Genomic DNA, 19,568 nt, shown 5'->3' with positions numbered 1-19,568 from the left:
CGACCGTGTCAAGGTGAGAGCATCACCCGCCGATTCGGAGGGTGAATATCACCCGGCTGCAGGAAGCTGCAGGAAGGAATCGTCGTGACGACGGTACTCATTTGCGACGATCGTCGCAGCGTCCGTGAGGGTCTGACCCGTGTCATGTCGGCAGTGGCGGGGGTCCAGCGCATCGACTGCGTGGCCCACGGGGACGAGCTCCTCGCCCGGTACGCCCGGCAGTCGGTGGACGTCGTCCTGGTGGGGACGCAGCGCGCGGTCCCGACCGGGGTCGAGGCGACCCGGCGGCTCGTCGCCGCCCACCCCCAGGCCAACGTGATCGTGTTCGGCGCTCCCGACGACGCGGGCAGCATCGCCGCCGCGATCGCCGGCGGTGCCCGCGGCTACCTCCGCTGGGACGCCTCGCGCCCCGAGCTGGTGGCCGCACTGGCACACACCCTGGCCAGCACCTCGGTCCCGACCCCGCGGGTCCCGACCGACCCGGGCGTCCAGCTCACCGAGCGCGAGCTGCAGGTGCTGCGCGGGATGAGCCAGGGCAAGAGCAACGGCCAGATCGGCCGCGAGCTCTACCTGTCCGAGGACACGGTCAAGACCCACGCCCGCCGGCTGTTCCGCAAGCTCGGTGTGCGCGACCGTGCCCAGGCCGTCGCGCACGGCTTCCGCCGCGGTCTGGTGTCCTGACCGCCGATCCCCGGGTTCCTGTGGACCGGTCCCCGACCCGGTCCGTGAACGCGTCGATGTGACGCGCGGCCTCCGCGAGCGCGCGATCCTTCCCGGTGCCGGCCGTGCTCCCCGCGGCCGGGGCCGACCGTTCCTCCTGTGCGCGTGGCCGTGCCCCCGCGGCCGCGCGGACCCCCGCGACGTGCCGGTCCCCGTGACCGGTGCGTCCCCCGCACGAAGAACCGTCCGGATCTGCGGACGGTCGCGCACCCCGTGAAGATCGAACCGGGGACGCGGCGACCGCTCGCCGCCCGTGGTCGTCTGGTGACCGCGCGCATCCGGCGATGTGCGCAACCTCTCGCATACCCGATCGTCTGGTTCTCCGTGGAGCAGATCCCGGACCGGCCAGGTCCTTCGATACGGTGTCCCGTGAACCTCCCGGGCTGCGCTGCGTCGGCCCGGTTCCACGATCGGATGATGTCCACACAGCCTCGTAACGCCTTGGCGGTCCTGCGCGATGAGTGAATCAAGAGACGTTCCCGACGAGTGGATCGCGGCTGCCATGGCCGGTGACCGCACCGCAGTCGAGCGCGTACTCGGAGTCATCCGTCCGCTGGTCGTGCGCTACTGCCGCGCCCGACTGGGGTCCGACCGGTCGTCCGTCTCCGCGGACGACGTTGCGCAGGAGGTGTGTCTTGCCGTGCTGACGGCGTTGCCGGGGTATCGCGTCCAGGGACGCCCATTCCTCGCTTTCGTCTACGGCATCGCGTCGCACAAGGTGATCGACGCGCACCGAGCCGCTTCCCGAAACCGTTCCGAGCCCGTGGCGGACGTCCCCGACCGCATCGCGCTCACCGACGGACCGGAAGCGAAGGCGTTGCAGGTTGAGCTGTCCGAGGAGATGGCCAGGCTGCTGGAGATCCTCCCCGAGAAGCACCGGGAGATCATCACGCTCCGCGTGGTGGTCGGGCTCTCCGCAGAAGAGACGGCCGAGGCCGTCGGATCGACACCCGGCGCCGTCCGGGTGGCCCAGCACCGGGCTCTGACCCGGCTCCGCAAGTCCATGAGTCCCGAGGAGGTGGTCTGAGATGCGTGATCTCGGAAATCACGGTTCCGATCGACGTCCTCCCCGCCCGGACGACACGGATCCGTTCGGCAACGTACGTCAGGGCCGGTTCGGTACGAACGGGCATGCGCACGCCGCCGCCCCGACCCACCGTTTCGAGTACGAGCTCGACGACGAGGGCCCGATCGACCTCGTCGAGCTGCAGGCCGACGACGAGCTGATCAACGCTCTGTCGTCGGGGATGGGCATGACCGGCTCCGGCCGGGGCGGCTACGACTCCGACGACCGGCTGGTCGCGATGCTCGCGTCCTGGAAGGCCGACGTCGACGCCGAGCCGATCCCGGCGCTGGTCGAGCCGGACGTCGCGGCACAGATGCTGCAGCCGTCCCGCCCGTCGCGTCGCGGGGTGAGCTACCTGCGGCCGATCGCCGCGGCGGCCGCCGTCGCCGCGGTGGCGCTGGCCGCGGTGTCGATCGGGGCGCACGAGGCGGTCCCGGGCGACACGCTGTGGGGCGTCTCCAAGGTGCTCTACAGCGAGCGGGCCGAGCAGGTCCAGGCCGCGAGCGACCTGCGCACCGGGATCGAGCGGGTCAACGCCAAGCTCGCCGCCGGCGACACAGTGGGCGCGCAGCAGGATCTCGCCGCGCTGGCACCGCTGCTGTCGAAGGTGGAGCCGGGTCAGCAGCAGACCTACTTCAGCCAGCAGTCGGACTTCCTCGTCGCGAAGGTGGCGGAGACCCCGCCGGGGACGCCGACTGACCCGTCCGCACCGTTGAGGAACGGGACGGCGGCACCGCAGCCGCCGGCGGCCGAGGGCGAGGCGGACCCGGCACCCGCCCCGGCACCGGCCCCGGGCGCGGGGACACCGGCGTCGCCGAACGGCCCGTCGTCCGGCTCCGGGACGCCCGGGACCGCACCGGGTGCAGGCACGCCGGGCCAGGGCGGCCCCACGGACCCGCGCGCGGTGCAGGGGCCGGAGGCGACGGACCCGTCGACGACGGACCCGTCGGCGATCCCGACGACCTCGCCGACTCCGCCGCCGCCGACGTCGCCGACCCCCGAGGGATCGGTGGACCCGTCGACGACCGGTCCGACCACGCGGCCCACGGCCTCCGGCGAGGGGACGTCGGACCCGACGACGTCGTCGTCGAGTTCCGGCGCGGTGAGCAGCACGCCGAACTAGGTCGCGGCACCCCGTAGTACGACGAAGGCCCCGGAGAACCGTCTCCGGGGCCTTCGTCGTGAGCTGTCGTGGGACCGGGCGGTCGTGGGCGCCCCGGCGTCTCAGTCGTCGCTGAGGGTCGCGTCCGCGTAGCCGCGGCAGTACTCCCACGTGACGTAGTGGGCCGGATCCGGGTCGTAGGCCGGCTCGTGCGGGCGCATCTGCCCCTCGTCGAGCAGCTGCTGCAGGCTGGCCCGCAGCAGGCTCCACTCGTGGAAGTGCTGCTCCCCGCAGTCGGCGCAGTCCACGACCACGCCGCGGACGCCGCGACCGGACAGCAGCGCCTGGTAGACGGCGAGGTCGGCGAGATCGGCGAGGATCTCGCTGCGGTCGGACTCGGTCAAGGGCCCGCCGTCCTCGTCGCCGTCCGACATCGCGTCCGTGTCCAGGGCGTCCATGCGCAGAGCCGGGTCGTCCGGGTCTCCGGCAAACGGGTCCGGTGGCAGGGCCTCTGGTGACACGCCGTACACGGTACTCGGCCGGACGGTCACGGTCGCGCGGCCCCGCTCGGCGATCCCGGAGGCCCTCCGGTGCAGGGGGTTTGCCGTCCGCCGCCCCGGCCCGCCCGTGACCGGGCCCACGCCGGGCCGGGACGTAGGATGACATCTTGCGGCGCCGACCCGCCGCGGCGCCGGAGTGCGAAGGGGTGCGTGTCCACCAATGACGAGCGAGATCGGCGGCCTGCCGTCCAAGTTCGCGATGCTCGGCCTGACCTTCGACGACGTCCTCCTGCTACCCGCGGAGTCCGACGTCGTCCCCAGCTCGGCTGACACCTCGTCCCGGGTGACCCGCCGGGTCCGGGTCCAGGTGCCGCTGGTGTCGTCCCCGATGGACACCGTGACCGAGTCCCGGATGGCGATCGCGATGGCGCGCGCCGGCGGCCTGGGTGTCCTGCACCGCAACCTCTCCGCCGAGGCCCAGGCCGCGCAGGCCGAGGTGGTCAAGCGTTCCGAGGCCGGGATGGTGACCGACCCGGTCACCTGCACGCCCGAGGCGACGCTGGCCGACGTCGACGCGCTGTGCGCCAAGTTCCGGATCTCCGGCGTCCCGGTGACCGACGACAGCGGCCGCCTGGTCGGCATCATCACCAACCGCGACATGCGCTTCGAGCTCGACTTCGACCGTCCGGTCTCCGAGGTGATGACGCGCGCGCCGCTGGTCACCGCCCGGGTCGGGGTCACCGCCGAGGCCGCGCTGGGCCTGCTGCGCCGGCACAAGCTGGAGAAGCTGCCGATCATCGACGGCGACGACATCCTGCGCGGCCTGATCACGATCAAGGACTTCAACAAGACCGAGAAGTACCCGCTGGCGACCAAGGACCCGGACGGGCGGCTCGTCGTCGCGGCCGCGGTCGGCGTCGGCCAGGACGCACACGCCCGGGCCATGCTGCTCGTCGAGGCCGGCGTGGACGTGCTGATGGTCGACACCGCGCACGGTCACTCCCGCCGGGTGCTCGAGACCGTGGCGAAGCTGCGTGCCGAGGTCGGTGACCACGTCGACGTCGTCGGCGGGAACGTCGCGACCTACGAGGGCGCGCTGGCCCTGGTCGAGGCCGGGGCGGACGCGGTCAAGGTCGGCGTCGGGCCGGGCTCGATCTGTACCACCCGCGTCGTGGCCGGCGTCGGTGCCCCGCAGATCACCGCGATCTACGAGGCCACCCGGGCCTGTGCCCCGCACGGCGTCCCGGTGATCGGTGACGGCGGCATCCAGTACTCCGGCGACGTGGCCAAGGCGATCGCCGCCGGTGCGTCCACGGTGATGCTGGGCAGCCTGCTGGCCGGTACCGCGGAGTCCCCGGGCGAGGTCGTGCTCGTCGGCGGCAAGCAGTTCAAGACCTACCGCGGGATGGGCTCGCTGGGCGCCATGCAGGGCCGCGCCGGGCAGAACGGGCGCTCCTACTCCAAGGACCGCTACGCCCAGGACGACGTGCTCAGCGAGGACAAGCTCGTCCCGGAGGGCATCGAGGGCCGGATCCCGTTCCGCGGGCCGCTGTCCTCGGTCGTGCACCAGCTCGGCGGCGGTCTGCGCTCGGGCATGGGCTACGTCGGCGCGCAGACGATCCCGGACCTGCAGCAGGCGCAGCTGGTCCGGATCACCGCGGCGGGACTCAAGGAGAGCCACCCGCACGACATCACGATGACGGTCGAGGCCCCCAACTACGCCGCCCGCTAGAGCCTCCGCTCACCGCCGTCGGTACCGCCGGTTAGGGTTGCCCCGTGCGTGACCTCGTGGAGATCGGGATGGGCCGGGAGGCCCGTCGTGCCTACGACCTCGACCAGATCGAGATCGTCCCGTCCCGTCGGACCCGGAGCTCGAAGGCGGTGTCGACGGCCTGGCAGCTGGACGCCTACCGCTTCGACATCCCGCTGCTGACCCACCCGACGGATGCGGTGGTGTCCCCGGCCAGTGCCGCCGCGCTGGGCAAGCTCGGCGGGCTCGGGGTGCTCAACGCCGAGGGCCTGTGGGCCCGGCACGCCGACCCCGAGGCCGCCCTGGCCCAGGTCGTCGCGGCCGCCGCCGGGGACGACCCGGACAGCGCCCAGGCCGTGCTGCAGGAGCTGCACCGCGCGCCGATCCAGACCGACCTGATCACCGAGGCGCTGCGTCCGCTGCGCGACTCCGGCACGCCGGTCGCGGCGCGTGTCAGCCCGCAGCGCGCCCGCGAGCTCACCCCGGCGCTGCTCAAGGCCGGCGTGGAGATCCTCGTCGTGCAGGGCACGATCATCTCCGCCGAGCACGTCTCGGACGACGAGCCGCTCAACCTCAAGGACTTCATCGCCGACCTCGACGTCCCGGTCGTCGCGGGCGGGGTCGGTGACTACCGCACGGCGCTGCACCTGATGCGCACCGGCGCGGCCGGCGTCATCGTCGGGTACGGGCAGTCCAGCGCGACGACGACCGACGAGGTCCTCGGCGTCGGCGTCCCGATGGCCACCGCGATCGTCGACTCCGCGGCCGCGCGCCGCGACTACCTCGACGAGACCGGCGGCCGCTACGTCCACGTGATCGCCGACGGCGGCATGGGCACCTCCGGTGACATCGCCCGGGCCATCGCCTGCGGCGCCGACGCGGTGATGCTGGGCGAGCAGCTCGCCGACGCCGAGGAGGCCCCCGCGGGCGGTCTCTACTGGACCTCCACGGCGGCGCACCCGTCGCTGCCGCGCTCCGAGGTGACCGGCCTGGCCGGCTCCGGGCGTCCGCTGGAGCAGGTGCTCTTCGGGCCGACCGAGAGCCCCTACGGCACCACGAACCTGTTCGGCGCCCTGCGCCGGGCTATGGCCAAGACCGGCTACTCCGACCTCAAGGAGTTCCAGCGGGTGGGCCTGACCATCCGGGCCTGAGCCCGCCCGCCCACGCCGGGGTCACCGGCGTGGACGGACGTGAGGTGCCGGCGGCTCAGGAGGTCGGGGTGCCGCCGGGCGACGTGCTGCCGGTGGAGCCCGATCCGGTGCCGGTCCCTGTGCCCGTCCCGGTCGCCCCGCCGGTCCCGGTCCCGTTTCCTGTACCGCTTCCGGTGGATCCGCCCGTGCCCGTCCCCGTGCCGGGGAGCCCGGGGATGCTCGGGAGTCCGGGAATGCTCGGGAGCCCGGGGACGCCCGGCAGGCTCGGGAGTCCGGGCAGGTTCGGCAGCGACGGTCCGGTCGAGGGATCCGACGGCGTCGTGGGCGTGGTCGGCGGCGTCGACGGGTGGGTCGGGCGCGGGTGGTCGTCGGACCAGTCGTGGTCGTAGCCGTCGTGGGACCAGTCGTTGTGCGACCGATCGCTGTGCGACCACGTGTCGCCGGACCACTCGTAGGACCTGTCGTGGCCGCCGTAGGTGTAGCCCGGCCCGAACGTCGACCCCGCGGAGCCGGAGTCACCGCAGTCGCGGCCGTCGCGGTCGCGTTCACGCAGGTCGGAGAGGTAGGACCCGTCGGCGTCGTTGCGGCCGTCGAACACCGCGGTGTGGTCGCGCGCGGCCATCAGCCGGCCGAGGTCGCCGTCGCGGGTCGCGACGTAGCGCAGCAGCCGGTCGCTCGGGTCGCGGTCCACACCCTGCTCCCGGGTGAGGACGACGGTGCGGCCGGCGAGCAGGTCCCCGGCGTCGTCGGACGCCCGCGTGCCACCGGGGGTCCCCGCCTCGCACGAGTCGATCCCGAGCACCCGGACGCGCTCTCCGCCGCCGATGTCGAAGGTGTCGCCGTCGACGACCCGGACCACGCGCACGGTCTCGGCGCCGACCCCGGCGACCGGGCGGGCGATGCCCGAGGCGTCGTCCGCCGTGCCGGTGGACCCCGACGCCGCCGACACCGGCGTCGAGGCCGGCCGGGACGCGGGTGCGGCACCGGCGGAGCCGCAGCCGGCCAGACCGAGGCCGGCCACGACGACCGCCGCGACGAGGACGGATTTTCGGGCCATGACGGGAGCCACCTTTCGACGCTGACGAGCCGGCATGCGCACGGCTGCTGATCAGGTAGCGCCGGAGAGGGCGTCGTCGTTAACGAAGATCATCAATTCTGGGGATCGTTTACCCGATGAGCGGTCGTCCGGTGGCGGGGACGGCCCGCTCCGGGGAAGGCTCGGTCAGAGTCCGCAGTCGACGAGGAACTGCTCGCCGGCGGCGGTGACCGCGACGCGCGCCGGTCCGTCGTCCGGGGTGCCGGTGTCCGCGATCAGCCCGCCCTCGTACGCGCGCCGGGCGAGCTGCTCGGCCATGGCCTTCTGGTCGTCGGTGGCGTCCGGCCCGGCGCGGAACAGGGCCGAGACCGGGGCGACGTCGTTGCCGGCGGCCTGGATGCGCATCAGGAACGTCGCGAGCGGGTCGAGCATCGGCATGGTGAGTCCTGTCCGTCGTCGTCGGCGGCGCGGCCGGTCCCCGGGCGTGATCTCCGCGCCCTGCGCATTCTGCGCGGCGGCAGCGGGGTGCGGCCAGCCCCGGGACGGCACGGGCGGCCCGTCCGGCGAAGGACGCCGGCGGCCGGCGGTGCGATAGTGGCACCGGGCGCCGTGATCTCCGCGCCCGCCGACGACGAGGGGGCCCGCCCATGAACCCGCCCGATCCCCGCGCCCGGGTCACCGCCGCCTCGGTGATGGGCGGCGGACGCCCGTTCGTCGACGCGACCGGGACCTCGGTCCCGCTGGGTGGCCCGGTCCGGACGGTGCTCGCCACCGACGAGTCGGTCGGGGCGCTCCTGGTCGAGCTGGGCGCGAACCTCGTCGGCTGCGCCGGGTCGCTGGACGGCGTGGCCTCGGTGGGCGAGGCCCGCTCACCCGACCCCGCCGCAGTCGCGAAGCTCCGGCCGAGCGTGATCGTCACCGGCGCGGTGGGCCGGACCCACGACCTCGCCGACCCCGCCGTGGTGACGGCCCTGCGCAAGGTCGCCCCGGTCGTCGCCGTGGACCTCGACAGCCCCGCCTCGGCCGCCGCCGACCTGCGCGCCCTGCTCGGCCCCGTCCAGCCGCCCGGGAGCCGATCCCTCGGCCGCCACGAGGACCCCTCCTCCGCCTGACGCGACCTCACACGGCTCCGGTTCTCCTCACATGCCGTACGACGTGTGTGAGGTGGGGTGAACCCGTGTGAGGTGCGCCCGAGGGACGGGCCGGTGCCGTCGGACACGCAGCGGCGGTGCGGGTGCCGGTGCTCGTTACCCTGGCCCGGTGGAGACGCCGACCGTCCTTGTCGTGGACTACGGAGCCCAGTACGCGCAGCTGATCGCCCGCCGCGTGCGGGAGGCCGACGTGTACTCCGAGATCGTGCCGGCGAGCACGCCGGTCTCCGAGATCGTGGCGAGGAACCCGGCCGCGGTGATCCTCTCCGGCGGTCCGGCGAGTGTCTACGCCGACGACGCTCCCGCCGTCGACGGCGCGCTGTTCTCCGCGGGTATCCCGGTGCTCGGGCTCTGCTACGGCTTCCAGGCGATGGCCCGTGCGCTCGGCGGCGAGGTCGCGCACGACGGGACCCGCGAGTACGGGCGCACCGAGCTGAACCTCACCGGCACCACCGGCACGCTGCACGGCGGGCTGCCCGCGAAGCACCCGGTGTGGATGAGCCACGGCGACTCGGTCGTCGCCGCGCCGGAGGGCTTCACCGTCACCGCGTCCTCGGACAGGGTCGCGGTCGCGGCGTTCGAGGACACCGACCGGCGCCTGGCCGGCGTGCAGTACCACCCGGAGGTCGGACACTCCCCGCACGGGCAGGAGGTGCTGCGCCGGTTCCTGCACGACGTCGCGGGCATCGCGCCGAGCTGGACCACCGCCTCGATCATCGACGACACCGTCGCCGCGGTCCGCGAGCAGATCGGGGAGGGCCGGGCGATCTGCGGCCTGTCCGGCGGGGTCGACTCCGCGGTCGCCGCCGCGCTCGTGCAGCGGGCCATCGGGGACCGTCTGACGTGCGTGTTCGTCGACCTCGGGCTGCTGCGCTCCGGCGAGCGCGAGCAGGTGGAGAAGGACTTCGTCGCCGCGACGGGCGCGAACCTGCACGTCGTCGACGCCCGTGACCGGTTCCTCGGCGCGCTCGCCGGGGTGACCGACCCGGAGGAGAAGCGCAAGATCATCGGCCGGGAGTTCATCCGGGTGTTCGAGGCCGCCACGGCAGAGGTCGCGGCGGAGGAGCATGTCGGGTTCCTGGTGCAGGGGACGCTCTACCCCGACGTCGTGGAGTCCGGGGGCGGGTCCGGGACGGCGACGATCAAGAGCCACCACAACGTCGGCGGTCTGCCGGACGACATCGAGTTCGCCCTGGTCGAGCCGCTGCGGGCGTTGTTCAAGGACGAGGTCCGCACCGTCGGCGCCGAGCTCGGGCTGCCCGAGGTGATCGTCAACCGGCAGCCGTTCCCCGGTCCGGGGCTCGGCATCCGGATCATCGGCGAGGTCACCGCGGAGCGGTTGGAGACGCTGCGCGCGGCGGACGCGATCGCCCGCGACGAACTCACCACGGCCGGACTGGACGCCGAGATCTGGCAGTGCCCGGTGGTGCTGCTGGCCGACGTCCGCAGTGTCGGCGTGCAGGGCGACGGCCGGACCTACGGGCACCCGATCGTGCTGCGCCCGGTCAGCTCCGAGGACGCGATGACCGCGGACTGGACCCGCCTGCCCTACGACGTCCTGGAGCGGATCTCCACCCGGATCACGAACGAGGTGGCCGAGGTCAACCGCGTGGTCCTCGACGTGACGAGCAAGCCCCCGGGCACCATCGAGTGGGAGTGAGCCCGGTGGCGGGCCCGACGTGAACGGGGCGGGGCCGGTGGAACCGGCCCCGCCCCGGGCCGCCCACGTCCACAGACGGCCCGACCCCCGTCGGGCCCGCGACTGCGCGGGCGGAGCGGCCTCCGGCAATGCTCCCCAGCTTGCCGGTGACCGATGCCTGTTAGTCGTCCGAAGTGGTCCGGGAGTTACCGCTACCGCGCAGGCTCATCACAATGAATGACACGCCGGCCAGGACGGCCACCACGGCGAGGCCCCAGCGCAGGTCGACGCCGGTTCCCGGGGTCAGCCCCGAGTAGCCGTAGCCGGCCACGACGAGGGCGAGCAGCCCGCAGATCAGCGCGACCGGGTCGGGTGCGCCCCGCCCGCGGGACCGTCCGTCCTCAGCCACGGGTCACCACCACGGAGCCGACCTCGGCGTGCAGGTCGAGCTCGATCGGACGTCCGCCCGGACCGTCCGAGCCGGGGTCGTTCACGGTCGTCGAGACCGGGGCACCGTCGACGGCCCGGCCGTCCAGCGAGATGTCGCCGACCCCGACGTCGCCGCGGGCCACCAGGTCCGCACCGGGCGGGACGAGCACCGTCACCGTCCCGACGCCGAGCTGCGCCGACGTGCGGACCGGGGTCACCGGGACGCCGGGCGTCGCCGTGAGGTCGAGACCTCGCAGGTCGAGGGTGATGTCGCCGGCGCCACGGCGGTACTCGGTGGCGACCTGGGCCGCCGTCTGCGGCGCGGCGGTGAGATCACCGACCCCGTCGTCCAGATCGGCCCAGGGGACGGCGGCGGCCAGCCACGTCGCCGCGGCGAGCACGAGGGCGAACGGGATCAGCCACCGTCCGACGTGGCGGAACGCCCCGACCACGAGCCCGACACCGACCACCGCGAGCGCGGTCGCCGGGACCGCGGCCACGCCGAACAGGCCCGGTGCGGTCAGCGCGAGGACCGCGACGATGCCCGAGGCGACGAGTGCGATGCCGAGCGTGATCGGGGTGAGCCGTGACCGCGGCGGCAGGGGCGGGGCCGGCTCGGGGCCCGGTTCCGGCAGGTCCCAGGCGAAGGGGGCGGCGCCGAGCGGGTCCCAGGACGGGGGAGCGGGCGGGGGCGCGACCGCGTCGGCCCGCGCCGGGGCTGCGCCGTCACCGTCGGCGGCGGTGTCGCTCGCGACCGGGGCGGTGGCGTCACCGCCGGTCCCGGGCGGGCCGGCGGGCGCCGGACGGTCGTGACCGCCGGCCGGGTCGACGAGCGCGGTGGGGCCCGTGTGGTGGGCCGTCGCCGGGGTGTCCGGACCGGCCGGCCCGCCGTCGACGGCACGCCCGGCCGGGCCGCGACGCCCGCGCGTCACGTGCAGCGCGACCAGCAGGCCCAGGCTGGCCAGCATCGGCAGGAACCAGCCCCCGTCGGCGCCGAGGAACAGCAGTGCGGAGACGACGGCGGCCGACGCGACCAGGACGGTGACCGTCAGGGCCGCCGCCTGCCCGCGTCCCGGACGGTGCGGCGACCCGGCGTCCGGGAGCGCGGCGCACCCGGCGAGGTAGAGCGGGATACCGGGGCCGTAGAACGCGGCGACGACGAACGCGATCCGCACCAGGACCGGGTCGACGTCGTAGCGACGCCCGATCGCCGACGCCACGCCGGCGACCTTGCGGTCGTCGCGCGGCCGGGACGGGCGGGTCCGCCACATGTCGTGCAGCTCCGCCCGTGCCCGCGCCGTCGAGCTCCCCACGTCCGTGTCCGTCCCACCCCGCCGGTCATCGTCCCCGATGTCCGTACCGCTCCGCCGACCGTCCGTCTCGTCCATGTGACCGAGCCTGACCTGCGCCGCCGCCGTCCGGATCGGGGACGTCCCCGATCCGACCCTGACCCCGATCCCGATGGAACGCGCCCGGATGCGTGTGACGATGGTGCCGTGAGCGTTCCGCAGGCACAACGGTCTCCCCGGCAGGGACACCCGCAGCAGGGACCCCCGCAGCAAGGGTCCGTGCAGCAGGGGCCCGTGCGGGCCCCGCTGGCACGGCGCCGATCCGGGCGGATCGTGGCCGGTGTCGCGGGCGGCGTCGCCGACCACCTGGGCGTCGACGTCCGATGGGTGCGCGCCGGGTTCGTGCTGCTGGCCGTCATCGGCTGGTCCGGGGTGCTCGCCTACGCCCTGCTGTGGATCTTCGTGCGGCAGGAGATCACCCCGGTCGAGCGGACGATCGGCCGGTCCGAACGCCAGCAGGCGGTCGGGCTGGCCGCGCTCGGGCTCGGGGTCGGCCTCGCCCTGGCCGCGGCCGGCAACGGGGTCGTCAGCTGGATCGCCGGCCCGCTCGGCGTGGCGGCGGTCGGTGCGGCCGTCGTCTGGCGCGAGGCCGACGAGGCCCAGCGACGCCGGTGGGCGCACGGCGCCCGCGGCGTGACGGCGGGAGGCGGGACGGCGGTGGCCCGCACCGTGGTCGGAGCGGTGCTGGTCGCCGGCGGGCTCGCGGTGTTCCTGCTCGGCAACGTCAACCTCGACCAGGTCCGGTTCGGTCTGCTGGCCGCGTTCGCGACCCTGCTCGGTGTCGCCGTGCTGACCGTGCCCTGGTGGGTGCGGCTGGTCCGCGACCTCGGTGAGGAGCGCCGCGCCCGGATCGTCGGCGCCGAGCGGGCCGAGATCGCGGCGCACCTGCACGACTCGGTGCTGCAGACGCTCGCCCTGATCCAGCGCCAGGCGTCGTCGCCGCGGGAGGTGCAGCGTCTGGCCCGCGGCCAGGAACGGGAGCTGCGCGCCTGGCTCTACGGTCCGAACGGCTACGGCAGGGACCCGTCCGAACGCGACCCGGAGGCGTCCGGGCGGCTGTCGGCGGCACTGACCGAGGCCGCCGCCGAGGTCGAGGACACCTACGCGGTGACGGTCAACCCGGTCGTCGTCGGCGACGCGACGATGGACGGCGACCTGCGCGCGCTGGTCCTGGCGGCCCGGGAGGCGATGGTCAACGCGGCCAAGCACGCCGGGGTGGACGAGGTCAGCGTGTACGCCGAGGTCGAAGACGAGGACGAGGTGAACGTGTTCGTCCGCGACCGCGGTTCGGGGTTCGACCCGGACGCCGTCGCCGAGGACCGGCACGGGCTCGCCGACTCGGTGCACACCAGGATGCGCCGCCACGGCGGTACGGTCCGGCTGCGCAGCGCGCCGGGTGAGGGCACCGAGGTGCGGTTGACGATGCCCGTTCACCGGGAACAGGCGGCGGCCCCGCCTGCACGTCAGGAGTCCGGGGCCGGCGCGGAGACGCAGGAGGGCACGAGATGAGCGACGACACGAGGACCCCGTCGGAGGCCGGACCGGCCCCGGACACCGCGATCCGCGTCTTCCTGGTCGACGACCACGCCCTGTTCCGCTCCGGCGTGCGCGCCGAGCTCGACCGCGGCGACGGCGGCGAGCCCGAGGTCGTGGTGGCCGGCGAGGCGGGCTCGGTGGACGAGGCGGTGGCCGGGATCGGGCACCTGCGCCCGGACGTCGTGCTGCTCGACGTCCACATGCCCGACGGCGGCGGCGCCGAGGTGCTCCGCCGGGTGCGTGCCGCCGGGGCCGGGGGCGGGGCGCAGGCGGGGGCGTCTGTGCAGCCGGTGTTCCTCGCGCTGAGCGTCTCCGACGCCGCCGAGGACGTCATCACCGTGATCCGGGCCGGGGCCCGCGGCTACGTCACGAAAACGATCTCCGCCCAGGAGCTCGCGGACGCGGTGCGCCGGGTGCGGGCGGGCGACGCCGTGTTCTCCCCGCGCCTGGCCGGGTTCGTCCTGGACGCGTTCTCCGACCGCCCGGGCGCGGCTCCGCCGATCGACCCGGAGCTGGACCAGCTGACCCGCCGCGAACGCGACGTGCTCCGGCTGCTCGCCCGCGGCTACTCCTACAAGGAGATCGGCGGGGAGCTGTTCATCTCGGTGAAGACCGTCGAGACGCACGTGTCCAGCGTCCTGCGCAAGACACAGACGTCGAACCGCTACGAGCTGTCCCGCTGGGCCACCGACCGCAGGCTCGTGTAGGCCGCCCCGCGGCCGGAACGGGCCGGAGGGAGCATCGATACCGACCCGGAGGCTCGTTCCAGCTCGGAGCCCGCTACTTCGCGCCGGTCAGGCCGCCGACGAGGCCACCGGCCGTGTCGGTGACCGAGGAGACGGTGTCGGTGACGACGCTGCCGCCGGCCGAGCCGGACGTGTCGTCGGAGGAACCGGAGGCGGACGCCGAGCCCGAGGACTCCGAGCCCGACGAGTCCGGATCCGACGAGGACGAGCCCTGGGACGAGGAGTCCGAGTCGGACGACGACGCGCTGCTGATCTTCGGCGACAGGACGCCCGTCACCGTGCCGACGGTGCCGGAGACCAGGTCGCTGACCGGCTTCGTGGCCGTACCGCCATCGGCGACCGCGCGGTGCTTGCCGCCGGAGGACTTCTTCTCGTCGGCCGCGGGGGTGTCGAGCAGGCCCGTGACCGGCGAGAGCGACTCGAGGATCGGCCCGGTGGTGGGCTCGGTCGCCGCCAGGACCGGCCCGGTGACGGGCTGCAGGGCACCCAGTACGGGCGTCGTGACGGGCTCCAGGGCCCCGGTGAGCGGCTTCGTGACCGGCTTCAACGCGTCGGTCACGGGCTCGACGGTCCTCGTGACGGGGGTGAGGACCCCGCCGACGGTCTCGCCGACCGGAGCGGTCGCCCGGGTGACCGGACGCACGACCTCGCCGACCGTCTCGCCGACCGGGCGCACCGTCTCGGTGACGTCCTGCAGCGGTCCGGTGGTGATCCGGGGCCCGGACGGACCGGACCCGCCGGTCGAGCTGCCGCCGCCGGACGAGCCACCGCCGGTGAGCGGGTCGAGCAGGTTGCTCTCGGTGGGCCGGTCCGGGTTGTTCAGGATCGGCAGGAGACCGCCGCCGCCGGCGGTGCCGCCACCGGAGGAGGAGCCACCGCCGCCGGGGGCGGTCGTCCCACCCGGGCCGGTGCCGGGGGCGGTGGTGCCGCCGGAGGCGGCCGGGGTGTTCTGTACGGCGTTGCTCGCCGCCGGGATGGCGTTGCCGAGGGCGGACGGCATCGTGGTCGCGGTGCTCAGGGTGCCGGTCGCGGCGGAGTTCGGGGCCGCGGCGCTCCGCGGGAAGGCCACCTGCATCCAGTCGGTGGCGCCGGGCTGCAGGACCGAGGCCGCGGGGAGGGGGCTGGTCAGCGCGACGGTGGTCGGCAGGTAGGTCGCGGGCAGCGTCGCCGGGGTCGCGGAGCCGGACGGCAGGCCGAGGCCCGGGAACAGGCCGTCGGCCGCGGCCTGGGCGTCGGAGCTGTGCGAGGCCGCGCCGTTGTACATCGCGGCGCCGAGCACGGAGCCGGCGGCGATCAGTGCGCCGGCGACGGCGGCGGCGCGACGGCGGCCCGACGCCGGGCGGGCCGGCCAGACGGGGGCCATCTCGGCCTGACGGACGGCGCGCGGCTGCATCGGGCGGTCCAGCGCGTGCGGGGCGCGACCCTCCCGGCGGAGCAGCGACCCGACGGAGACGATCTCGGCGACGCCCGTGTGCGACCCGGTCTCCCGGGCGACCGGGACGTGCACGGTGGCGGTACCGGCGGACTGACGCGCGATCAGTGCCGCGACGGTCAGCGGCTCACTGCGTCCGGATCCCGTGGCGCTGGGGAGCGGGGATCCGGCGGGAATCTCGGTCACGGCCGCTGTTCCTCCTTCGGGTGAACTGGACCCGAGAAGGTGTACCGGACCCGGGGACGATCACCAAGCGGAGGTAATCCGCTCGGCGCGCGTCACCCGAGAGGGTGAAATCCGTTCATCGGCCGTATCCGACCGCTGATCGCTCCCGTTATGCGAGGAGGCAACCCTTGTCGGACAGTGCCTCCGGAGAAACCCCAGGTCGTGCTCGCTTTGACCGCTGCGTGACGGCTCAATCACACCGATGTCATCAATCGGCGAGCGGTCGTACCTTTTCCGCCCCGGACGCGGTTGTCCATCGATGCTCCGAGTGGGTGGTCGACTACGCAGCGCGACTCCGCATCAGCTGCTCGGATAACGGTTTCGCTCCGTCTGCAGGCCCTTGTAGCCCACGACGCCTCCGCCGAGCGCGAGGATGAGGCCGAACAGGTCACCGCCGAACGAGCCGCTGCTCGTCACGATGAGTAGCCCGATCAGCGAGACGCCCGCCGCGCCGCCGGCGACCGGCCACCGGCTCTTCGCGTAGGTGGCGACCTCTCCGCCGGAGAGGCCCTTCTTGTTGGCCGCGTTCTGCAGCATGGCGATGTAGCCGACGTGCCCGAGCGCGGCCAGGAGCCCGGCCAGCGCGATCAGTGCCGCGATGATTCCCATACGACCCAGAGTGCCACGGTCGGAGCCCGCAGGTCGGGAAGTGGATCACCCGGTCGGGTCAGCGCCCGCCGAGCCGTCCCCGGCCCAGACGCAGCAGCATCATCGCCAGCTCGCGACCCTCGACGCCCAGGTCGGCGAACCGGTCCAGCACCGCCATCTCGCGGCTGTAGACGATCCGCGGCCCGCCGGACGCCATCCGCGTCGCGCCGATCCGTTTCGAGACCTCGGTGCGGCGCTGGATCGCCGACAGGATCTCGGCGTCGAGGCGGTCGATCTCGCGACGCAGCTCGTCGATCTCCTCCTCGGTCGTGGGGACCGGGGGCAGGTCGGAGGCGTCCGAGGGTGCCTGCGAGGTCAGCGGGTCCGGTGCGGGGGTGGTCATGGTCTGCTCCGATGAGGTGGGAGTCGGCGGCACCGGACATACGAGACGCCCCGGGTCCGCGGACTCCGGGGCGTCGGTTCTGCTCGTTCAGGCGACGGGTGCCGGACTCCGGTACCCGTAGGAAAATCGCCTGGTGGTCTGCACGGCGACGAGTGTGCCACACGATCGGAGCACCGTGGGGCACGCGCGGGCGAGCGCGAGGGTTGTCGGTGGGCGGCGGTACCGTGTTCGACACGATGAGTGCGCTGTTCGAACTCCCCGCCCAGGACACCGGTGCGACCTCCGCCGGGACCGCACCGACGACCTCCCGTGGCCGTGCGCTGCTGGAGGGCCTCAACCCGCGGCAGAGCGAGGCCGTCACCCACGCCGGTGCGCCGTTGCTGATCGTGGCCGGGGCCGGGTCGGGCAAGACGCGGGTGCTCACCCACCGGATCGGCTGGCTGCTGGCCGAACGCGGGGTGCACCCGGGCGAGATCATGTCGATCACGTTCACGAACAAGGCCGCCGCGGAGATGAAGGAGCGGGTGGACGCGCTCGTCGGGCGCCGCTCGGCGGCGATGTGGGTCTCCACGTTCCACTCCATGTGCGTGCGGATCTTGCGCCGCGAGGCCAAGCACCTGGGCGTACGCAGCGCGTTCTCGGTCTACGACGCGGACGACTCGCGCCGTCTGATCGGGATCGTCGGCCGGGACCTGGAGCTGGACCCGAAGAAGTTCGCCCCCCGGGCACTGGCCGCGCAGATCTCGAACCTGAAGAACGAGCTGCTCTCCCCGGACGACGCCTCCGAGCGCGCCGGCACCGAGCACGAGCGCCGGATCGCCGAGGTCTACGGCGTCTACCAGGCCCGGCTGCGCCAGGCGAACGCGTTCGACTTCGACGACCTGATCATGGAGACGGTCTCGCTGCTGCAGCGGATGCCGGCCGTCGCCGAGTACTACCGCCGCCGGTTCCGCCACGTGCTCGTCGACGAGTACCAGGACACCAACCACGCCCAGTACGAGCTGGTCCGCCAGCTCGTCGCACCGGCGACCGAGCGTGCCCAGCCGGCCGAGCTGTGCGTGGTCGGCGACTCCGACCAGTCGATCTACGCGTTCCGCGGCGCGAGCATCCGCAACATCGTGGAGTTCGAGCAGGACTTCCCGAACGCGCGCACGATCCTGCTCGAGCAGAACTACCGCTCCACCCAGACGATCCTGACCGCGGCGAACGCGGTGATCGCGCGCAACACCGAGCGCCGGGACAAGCGGCTGTGGTCCGATCAGGGCGACGGCGAGAAGATGATCGGCTACGTCGCCGACAACGAGCACGACGAGGCCTCGTTCGTCGCCTCCGAGATCGACCGGCTGGTCGACTCCGGGGAGTACCGCAACTCCGACATCGCGATCTTCTACCGCACCAACGCCCAGTCCCGGGTGTTCGAGGACGTGTTCCTGCGCGTCGGGATGCCCTACAAGGTCGTCGGTGGCGTCCGGTTCTACGAGCGCCGCGAGATCCGGGACGCGCTGGCGTACCTGCGGGTGCTCTCCAACGCCGACGACACGGTGAGCCTGCGCCGGATCCTGAACGTCCCCAAGCGGGGGATCGGCGACCGCGCGGAGTCGGTCGTGGCGGACCTGGCCGAGCGCGAGCGGATCTCCTTCGCCGCGGCGCTGCGGATCGCGGCCGAGGAGCCCGACCGCGCACCCGCCCTGGCCACCCGGTCGCAGAAGAACATCGCCGGGTTCGTCCGGATGATCGACGAGCTGCGCGAGATGGTCGAGCGCGGCGACGACACGTCGGAGATCCTGGAGACGATCTACGCCCGCACCGGCTACGTCGAGGAGCTGCAGGCCAGCGAGGACCCGCAGGACGGGACCCGGATGGACAACCTGGCCGAGCTCGTCACGGTGGCCCGGGAGTTCGCCGGCGACGCCGCGGTGGCCGACCTCGCCGCGCTCTCGACCGACCCCGACGCCGCCGACCGCGCCGCGGCGGCCGCGGAGCGGGCCCAGGAGGAGTGGGCCCAGGAGGAGCGGGGACAGGAGCGGGCCGGGGCCGCGGGCACCGCGGAGGACGACGACGCCGACGCCGGCGCGCCCCCACCGGGCTCGCTGGCCGCGTTCCTGGAGCGGGTCGCGCTCGTCGCCGACGCCGACTCCATCCCGGACGACGACTCCGGCATGGTCACGCTGATGACCCTGCACACGGCGAAGGGCCTGGAGTTCCCGGTCGTGTTCCTCACCGGCTGGGAGGACGGGATCTTCCCGCACCTGCGCACGCTGGGGGACCCGAAGGAGCTCGCCGAGGAACGGCGCCTGGCCTACGTCGGGATCACCCGGGCCCGCGAGCGGCTGTTCCTGTCCCGGGCGATCGTCCGCTCGGCGTTCGGCCAGCCCTCGACGAACCCGGCGTCGCGGTTCCTCGACGAGGTCCCGCCCGAGCTCGTGGACTGGCGGCGGACGGAGCCCGAGCGCCCGTCCGCCCCGGTCGGCCGGTTCGGTTTCGGGCAGCGGCGCGGCAGCGGCGACCGCGGGGACTGGAAGGTCCCCGAGCGCACGATGAACGCGACGATCTCGCTCGACGTCGGCGACCGGGTCAACCACGACAAGTACGGCCTGGGCACGGTGATCGCCTCGGACGGCGTCGGCCAGCGCGCCACCGTCACGATCGACTTCGGCAGCTCCGGCACGGTGCGGCTGATGCTGATCGGCGGGGTCCCGCTCACGAAGCTCTGAGCCCGCCCGGCTCCGGAGCCCGCCTGCAAGG

The 19,568-nt window shown here is 73.8% G+C and carries 18 protein-coding genes; 10 read left to right on the top strand and 8 right to left on the bottom strand.

Translation table 11 applies throughout. The features are described from left to right. Positions 1-84 precede the first annotated feature (84 nt). From EV383_RS25895 to EV383_RS25885, 3 genes are all read left to right on the top strand, one after another. A complete protein-coding gene (locus EV383_RS25895) occupies positions 85-681 on the top strand; it encodes a response regulator transcription factor (protein WP_130292337.1) in 597 nt (198 codons plus the stop codon). A 496-nt stretch (positions 682-1,177) separates the two neighbouring features. Then, positions 1,178-1,747 (top strand): sigma-70 family RNA polymerase sigma factor, encoded by a 570-nt coding sequence (locus EV383_RS25890; RefSeq protein WP_130292336.1) that lies wholly within the window; start codon positions 1,178-1,180, stop codon positions 1,745-1,747. A 1-nt stretch (position 1,748) separates the two neighbouring features. Then, positions 1,749-2,909: an anti-sigma-D factor RsdA gene (locus tag EV383_RS25885; RefSeq protein WP_130292335.1), complete on the top strand. Its 1,161-nt coding sequence runs from the start codon at positions 1,749-1,751 to the stop codon at positions 2,907-2,909. Positions 2,910-3,010: 101 nt separating this feature from the next. Here the strand turns inward: EV383_RS25885 and EV383_RS25880 are convergent, their stop codons facing one another. Then, positions 3,011-3,409 carry a DUF5319 domain-containing protein gene (locus EV383_RS25880; RefSeq protein WP_165438506.1) on the bottom strand — a complete coding sequence of 133 codons (399 nt, stop codon included), beginning with the start codon at positions 3,407-3,409 and terminating at the stop codon, positions 3,011-3,013. A gap of 199 nt (positions 3,410-3,608) precedes the next feature. Between EV383_RS25880 and guaB the strand changes: the two genes are divergently transcribed. Next, positions 3,609-5,120, top strand: a complete 1,512-nt coding sequence (gene guaB / locus EV383_RS25875) for an IMP dehydrogenase (RefSeq protein WP_130292334.1) — start codon at positions 3,609-3,611, stop codon at positions 5,118-5,120. 44 nt (positions 5,121-5,164) lie between these two features. Next, positions 5,165-6,289, top strand: coding sequence for a GuaB3 family IMP dehydrogenase-related protein (locus EV383_RS25870; protein ID WP_130292333.1), 1,125 nt, complete (start codon positions 5,165-5,167; stop codon positions 6,287-6,289). 55 nt (positions 6,290-6,344) lie between these two features. Here EV383_RS25870 and EV383_RS25865 read toward each other — a convergent pair whose 3' ends face one another. Next, complete coding sequence (locus EV383_RS25865; protein WP_130292332.1) at positions 6,345-7,346, bottom strand: thermonuclease family protein; 1,002 nt, start codon at positions 7,344-7,346, stop codon at positions 6,345-6,347. Between the two features lie 165 nt (positions 7,347-7,511). Then, positions 7,512-7,763, bottom strand: a complete 252-nt coding sequence (locus EV383_RS25860) for a hypothetical protein (RefSeq protein ID WP_130292331.1) — start codon at positions 7,761-7,763, stop codon at positions 7,512-7,514. Between the two features lie 209 nt (positions 7,764-7,972). Between EV383_RS25860 and EV383_RS25855 the strand changes: the two genes are divergently transcribed. After that, entirely contained in the window at positions 7,973-8,437 is a 465-nt protein-coding gene (locus tag EV383_RS25855) for a substrate-binding domain-containing protein (protein WP_130292330.1), read from the top strand. Between the two features lie 148 nt (positions 8,438-8,585). Further along, positions 8,586-10,136, top strand: a complete 1,551-nt coding sequence (gene guaA / locus EV383_RS25850) for a glutamine-hydrolyzing GMP synthase (RefSeq protein ID WP_130292329.1) — start codon at positions 8,586-8,588, stop codon at positions 10,134-10,136. A 160-nt stretch (positions 10,137-10,296) separates the two neighbouring features. Here the strand turns inward: guaA and EV383_RS25845 are convergent, their stop codons facing one another. Together EV383_RS25845 and EV383_RS25840 are read right to left on the bottom strand one after the other, a co-directional pair. Then, complete coding sequence (locus EV383_RS25845) at positions 10,297-10,524, bottom strand: hypothetical protein (RefSeq protein WP_130292328.1); 228 nt, start codon at positions 10,522-10,524, stop codon at positions 10,297-10,299. Then, positions 10,517-11,857 carry a PspC domain-containing protein gene (locus EV383_RS25840; protein ID WP_165438505.1) on the bottom strand — a complete coding sequence of 447 codons (1,341 nt, stop codon included), beginning with the start codon at positions 11,855-11,857 and terminating at the stop codon, positions 10,517-10,519. The genes EV383_RS25845 and EV383_RS25840 overlap by 8 nt, the downstream gene beginning before the upstream one ends. 183 nt (positions 11,858-12,040) lie before the next feature. On the opposite strand from EV383_RS25840, the gene EV383_RS25835 reads away from it, so the two are divergent. Beyond that, positions 12,041-13,402 carry an ATP-binding protein gene (locus EV383_RS25835; RefSeq protein ID WP_130292326.1) on the top strand — a complete coding sequence of 454 codons (1,362 nt, stop codon included), beginning with the start codon at positions 12,041-12,043 and terminating at the stop codon, positions 13,400-13,402. Further along, positions 13,399-14,136, top strand: coding sequence for a LuxR C-terminal-related transcriptional regulator (locus EV383_RS25830; protein WP_130292325.1), 738 nt, complete (start codon positions 13,399-13,401; stop codon positions 14,134-14,136). Before EV383_RS25835 ends, EV383_RS25830 begins: the two co-directional genes overlap by 4 nt. 73 nt (positions 14,137-14,209) lie before the next feature. Here the strand turns inward: EV383_RS25830 and EV383_RS31455 are convergent, their stop codons facing one another. From EV383_RS31455 to EV383_RS25810, 3 genes are all read right to left on the bottom strand, one after another. Then, positions 14,210-15,793, bottom strand: a complete 1,584-nt coding sequence (locus tag EV383_RS31455) for a hypothetical protein (protein ID WP_165438504.1) — start codon at positions 15,791-15,793, stop codon at positions 14,210-14,212. A gap of 339 nt (positions 15,794-16,132) precedes the next feature. Beyond that, a complete protein-coding gene (locus tag EV383_RS25815; protein ID WP_130292324.1) occupies positions 16,133-16,441 on the bottom strand; it encodes a hypothetical protein in 309 nt (102 codons plus the stop codon). A 58-nt stretch (positions 16,442-16,499) separates the two neighbouring features. Then, a complete protein-coding gene (locus tag EV383_RS25810; protein WP_130292323.1) occupies positions 16,500-16,823 on the bottom strand; it encodes a chorismate mutase in 324 nt (107 codons plus the stop codon). A gap of 236 nt (positions 16,824-17,059) precedes the next feature. Between EV383_RS25810 and EV383_RS25805 the strand changes: the two genes are divergently transcribed. After that, positions 17,060-19,537, top strand: a complete 2,478-nt coding sequence (locus tag EV383_RS25805; protein WP_130292322.1) for a UvrD-helicase domain-containing protein — start codon at positions 17,060-17,062, stop codon at positions 19,535-19,537. The last annotated feature ends 31 nt before the right edge of the window (positions 19,538-19,568 follow it).

The organism is Pseudonocardia sediminis (assembly GCF_004217185.1).
GTDB classification, from domain to species: Bacteria; Actinomycetota; Actinomycetes; order Mycobacteriales; family Pseudonocardiaceae; genus Pseudonocardia; species Pseudonocardia sediminis.
Note: the sequence above shows the minus strand (reverse complement) of the source record. Positions and strands in the feature narration are given on the sequence as shown.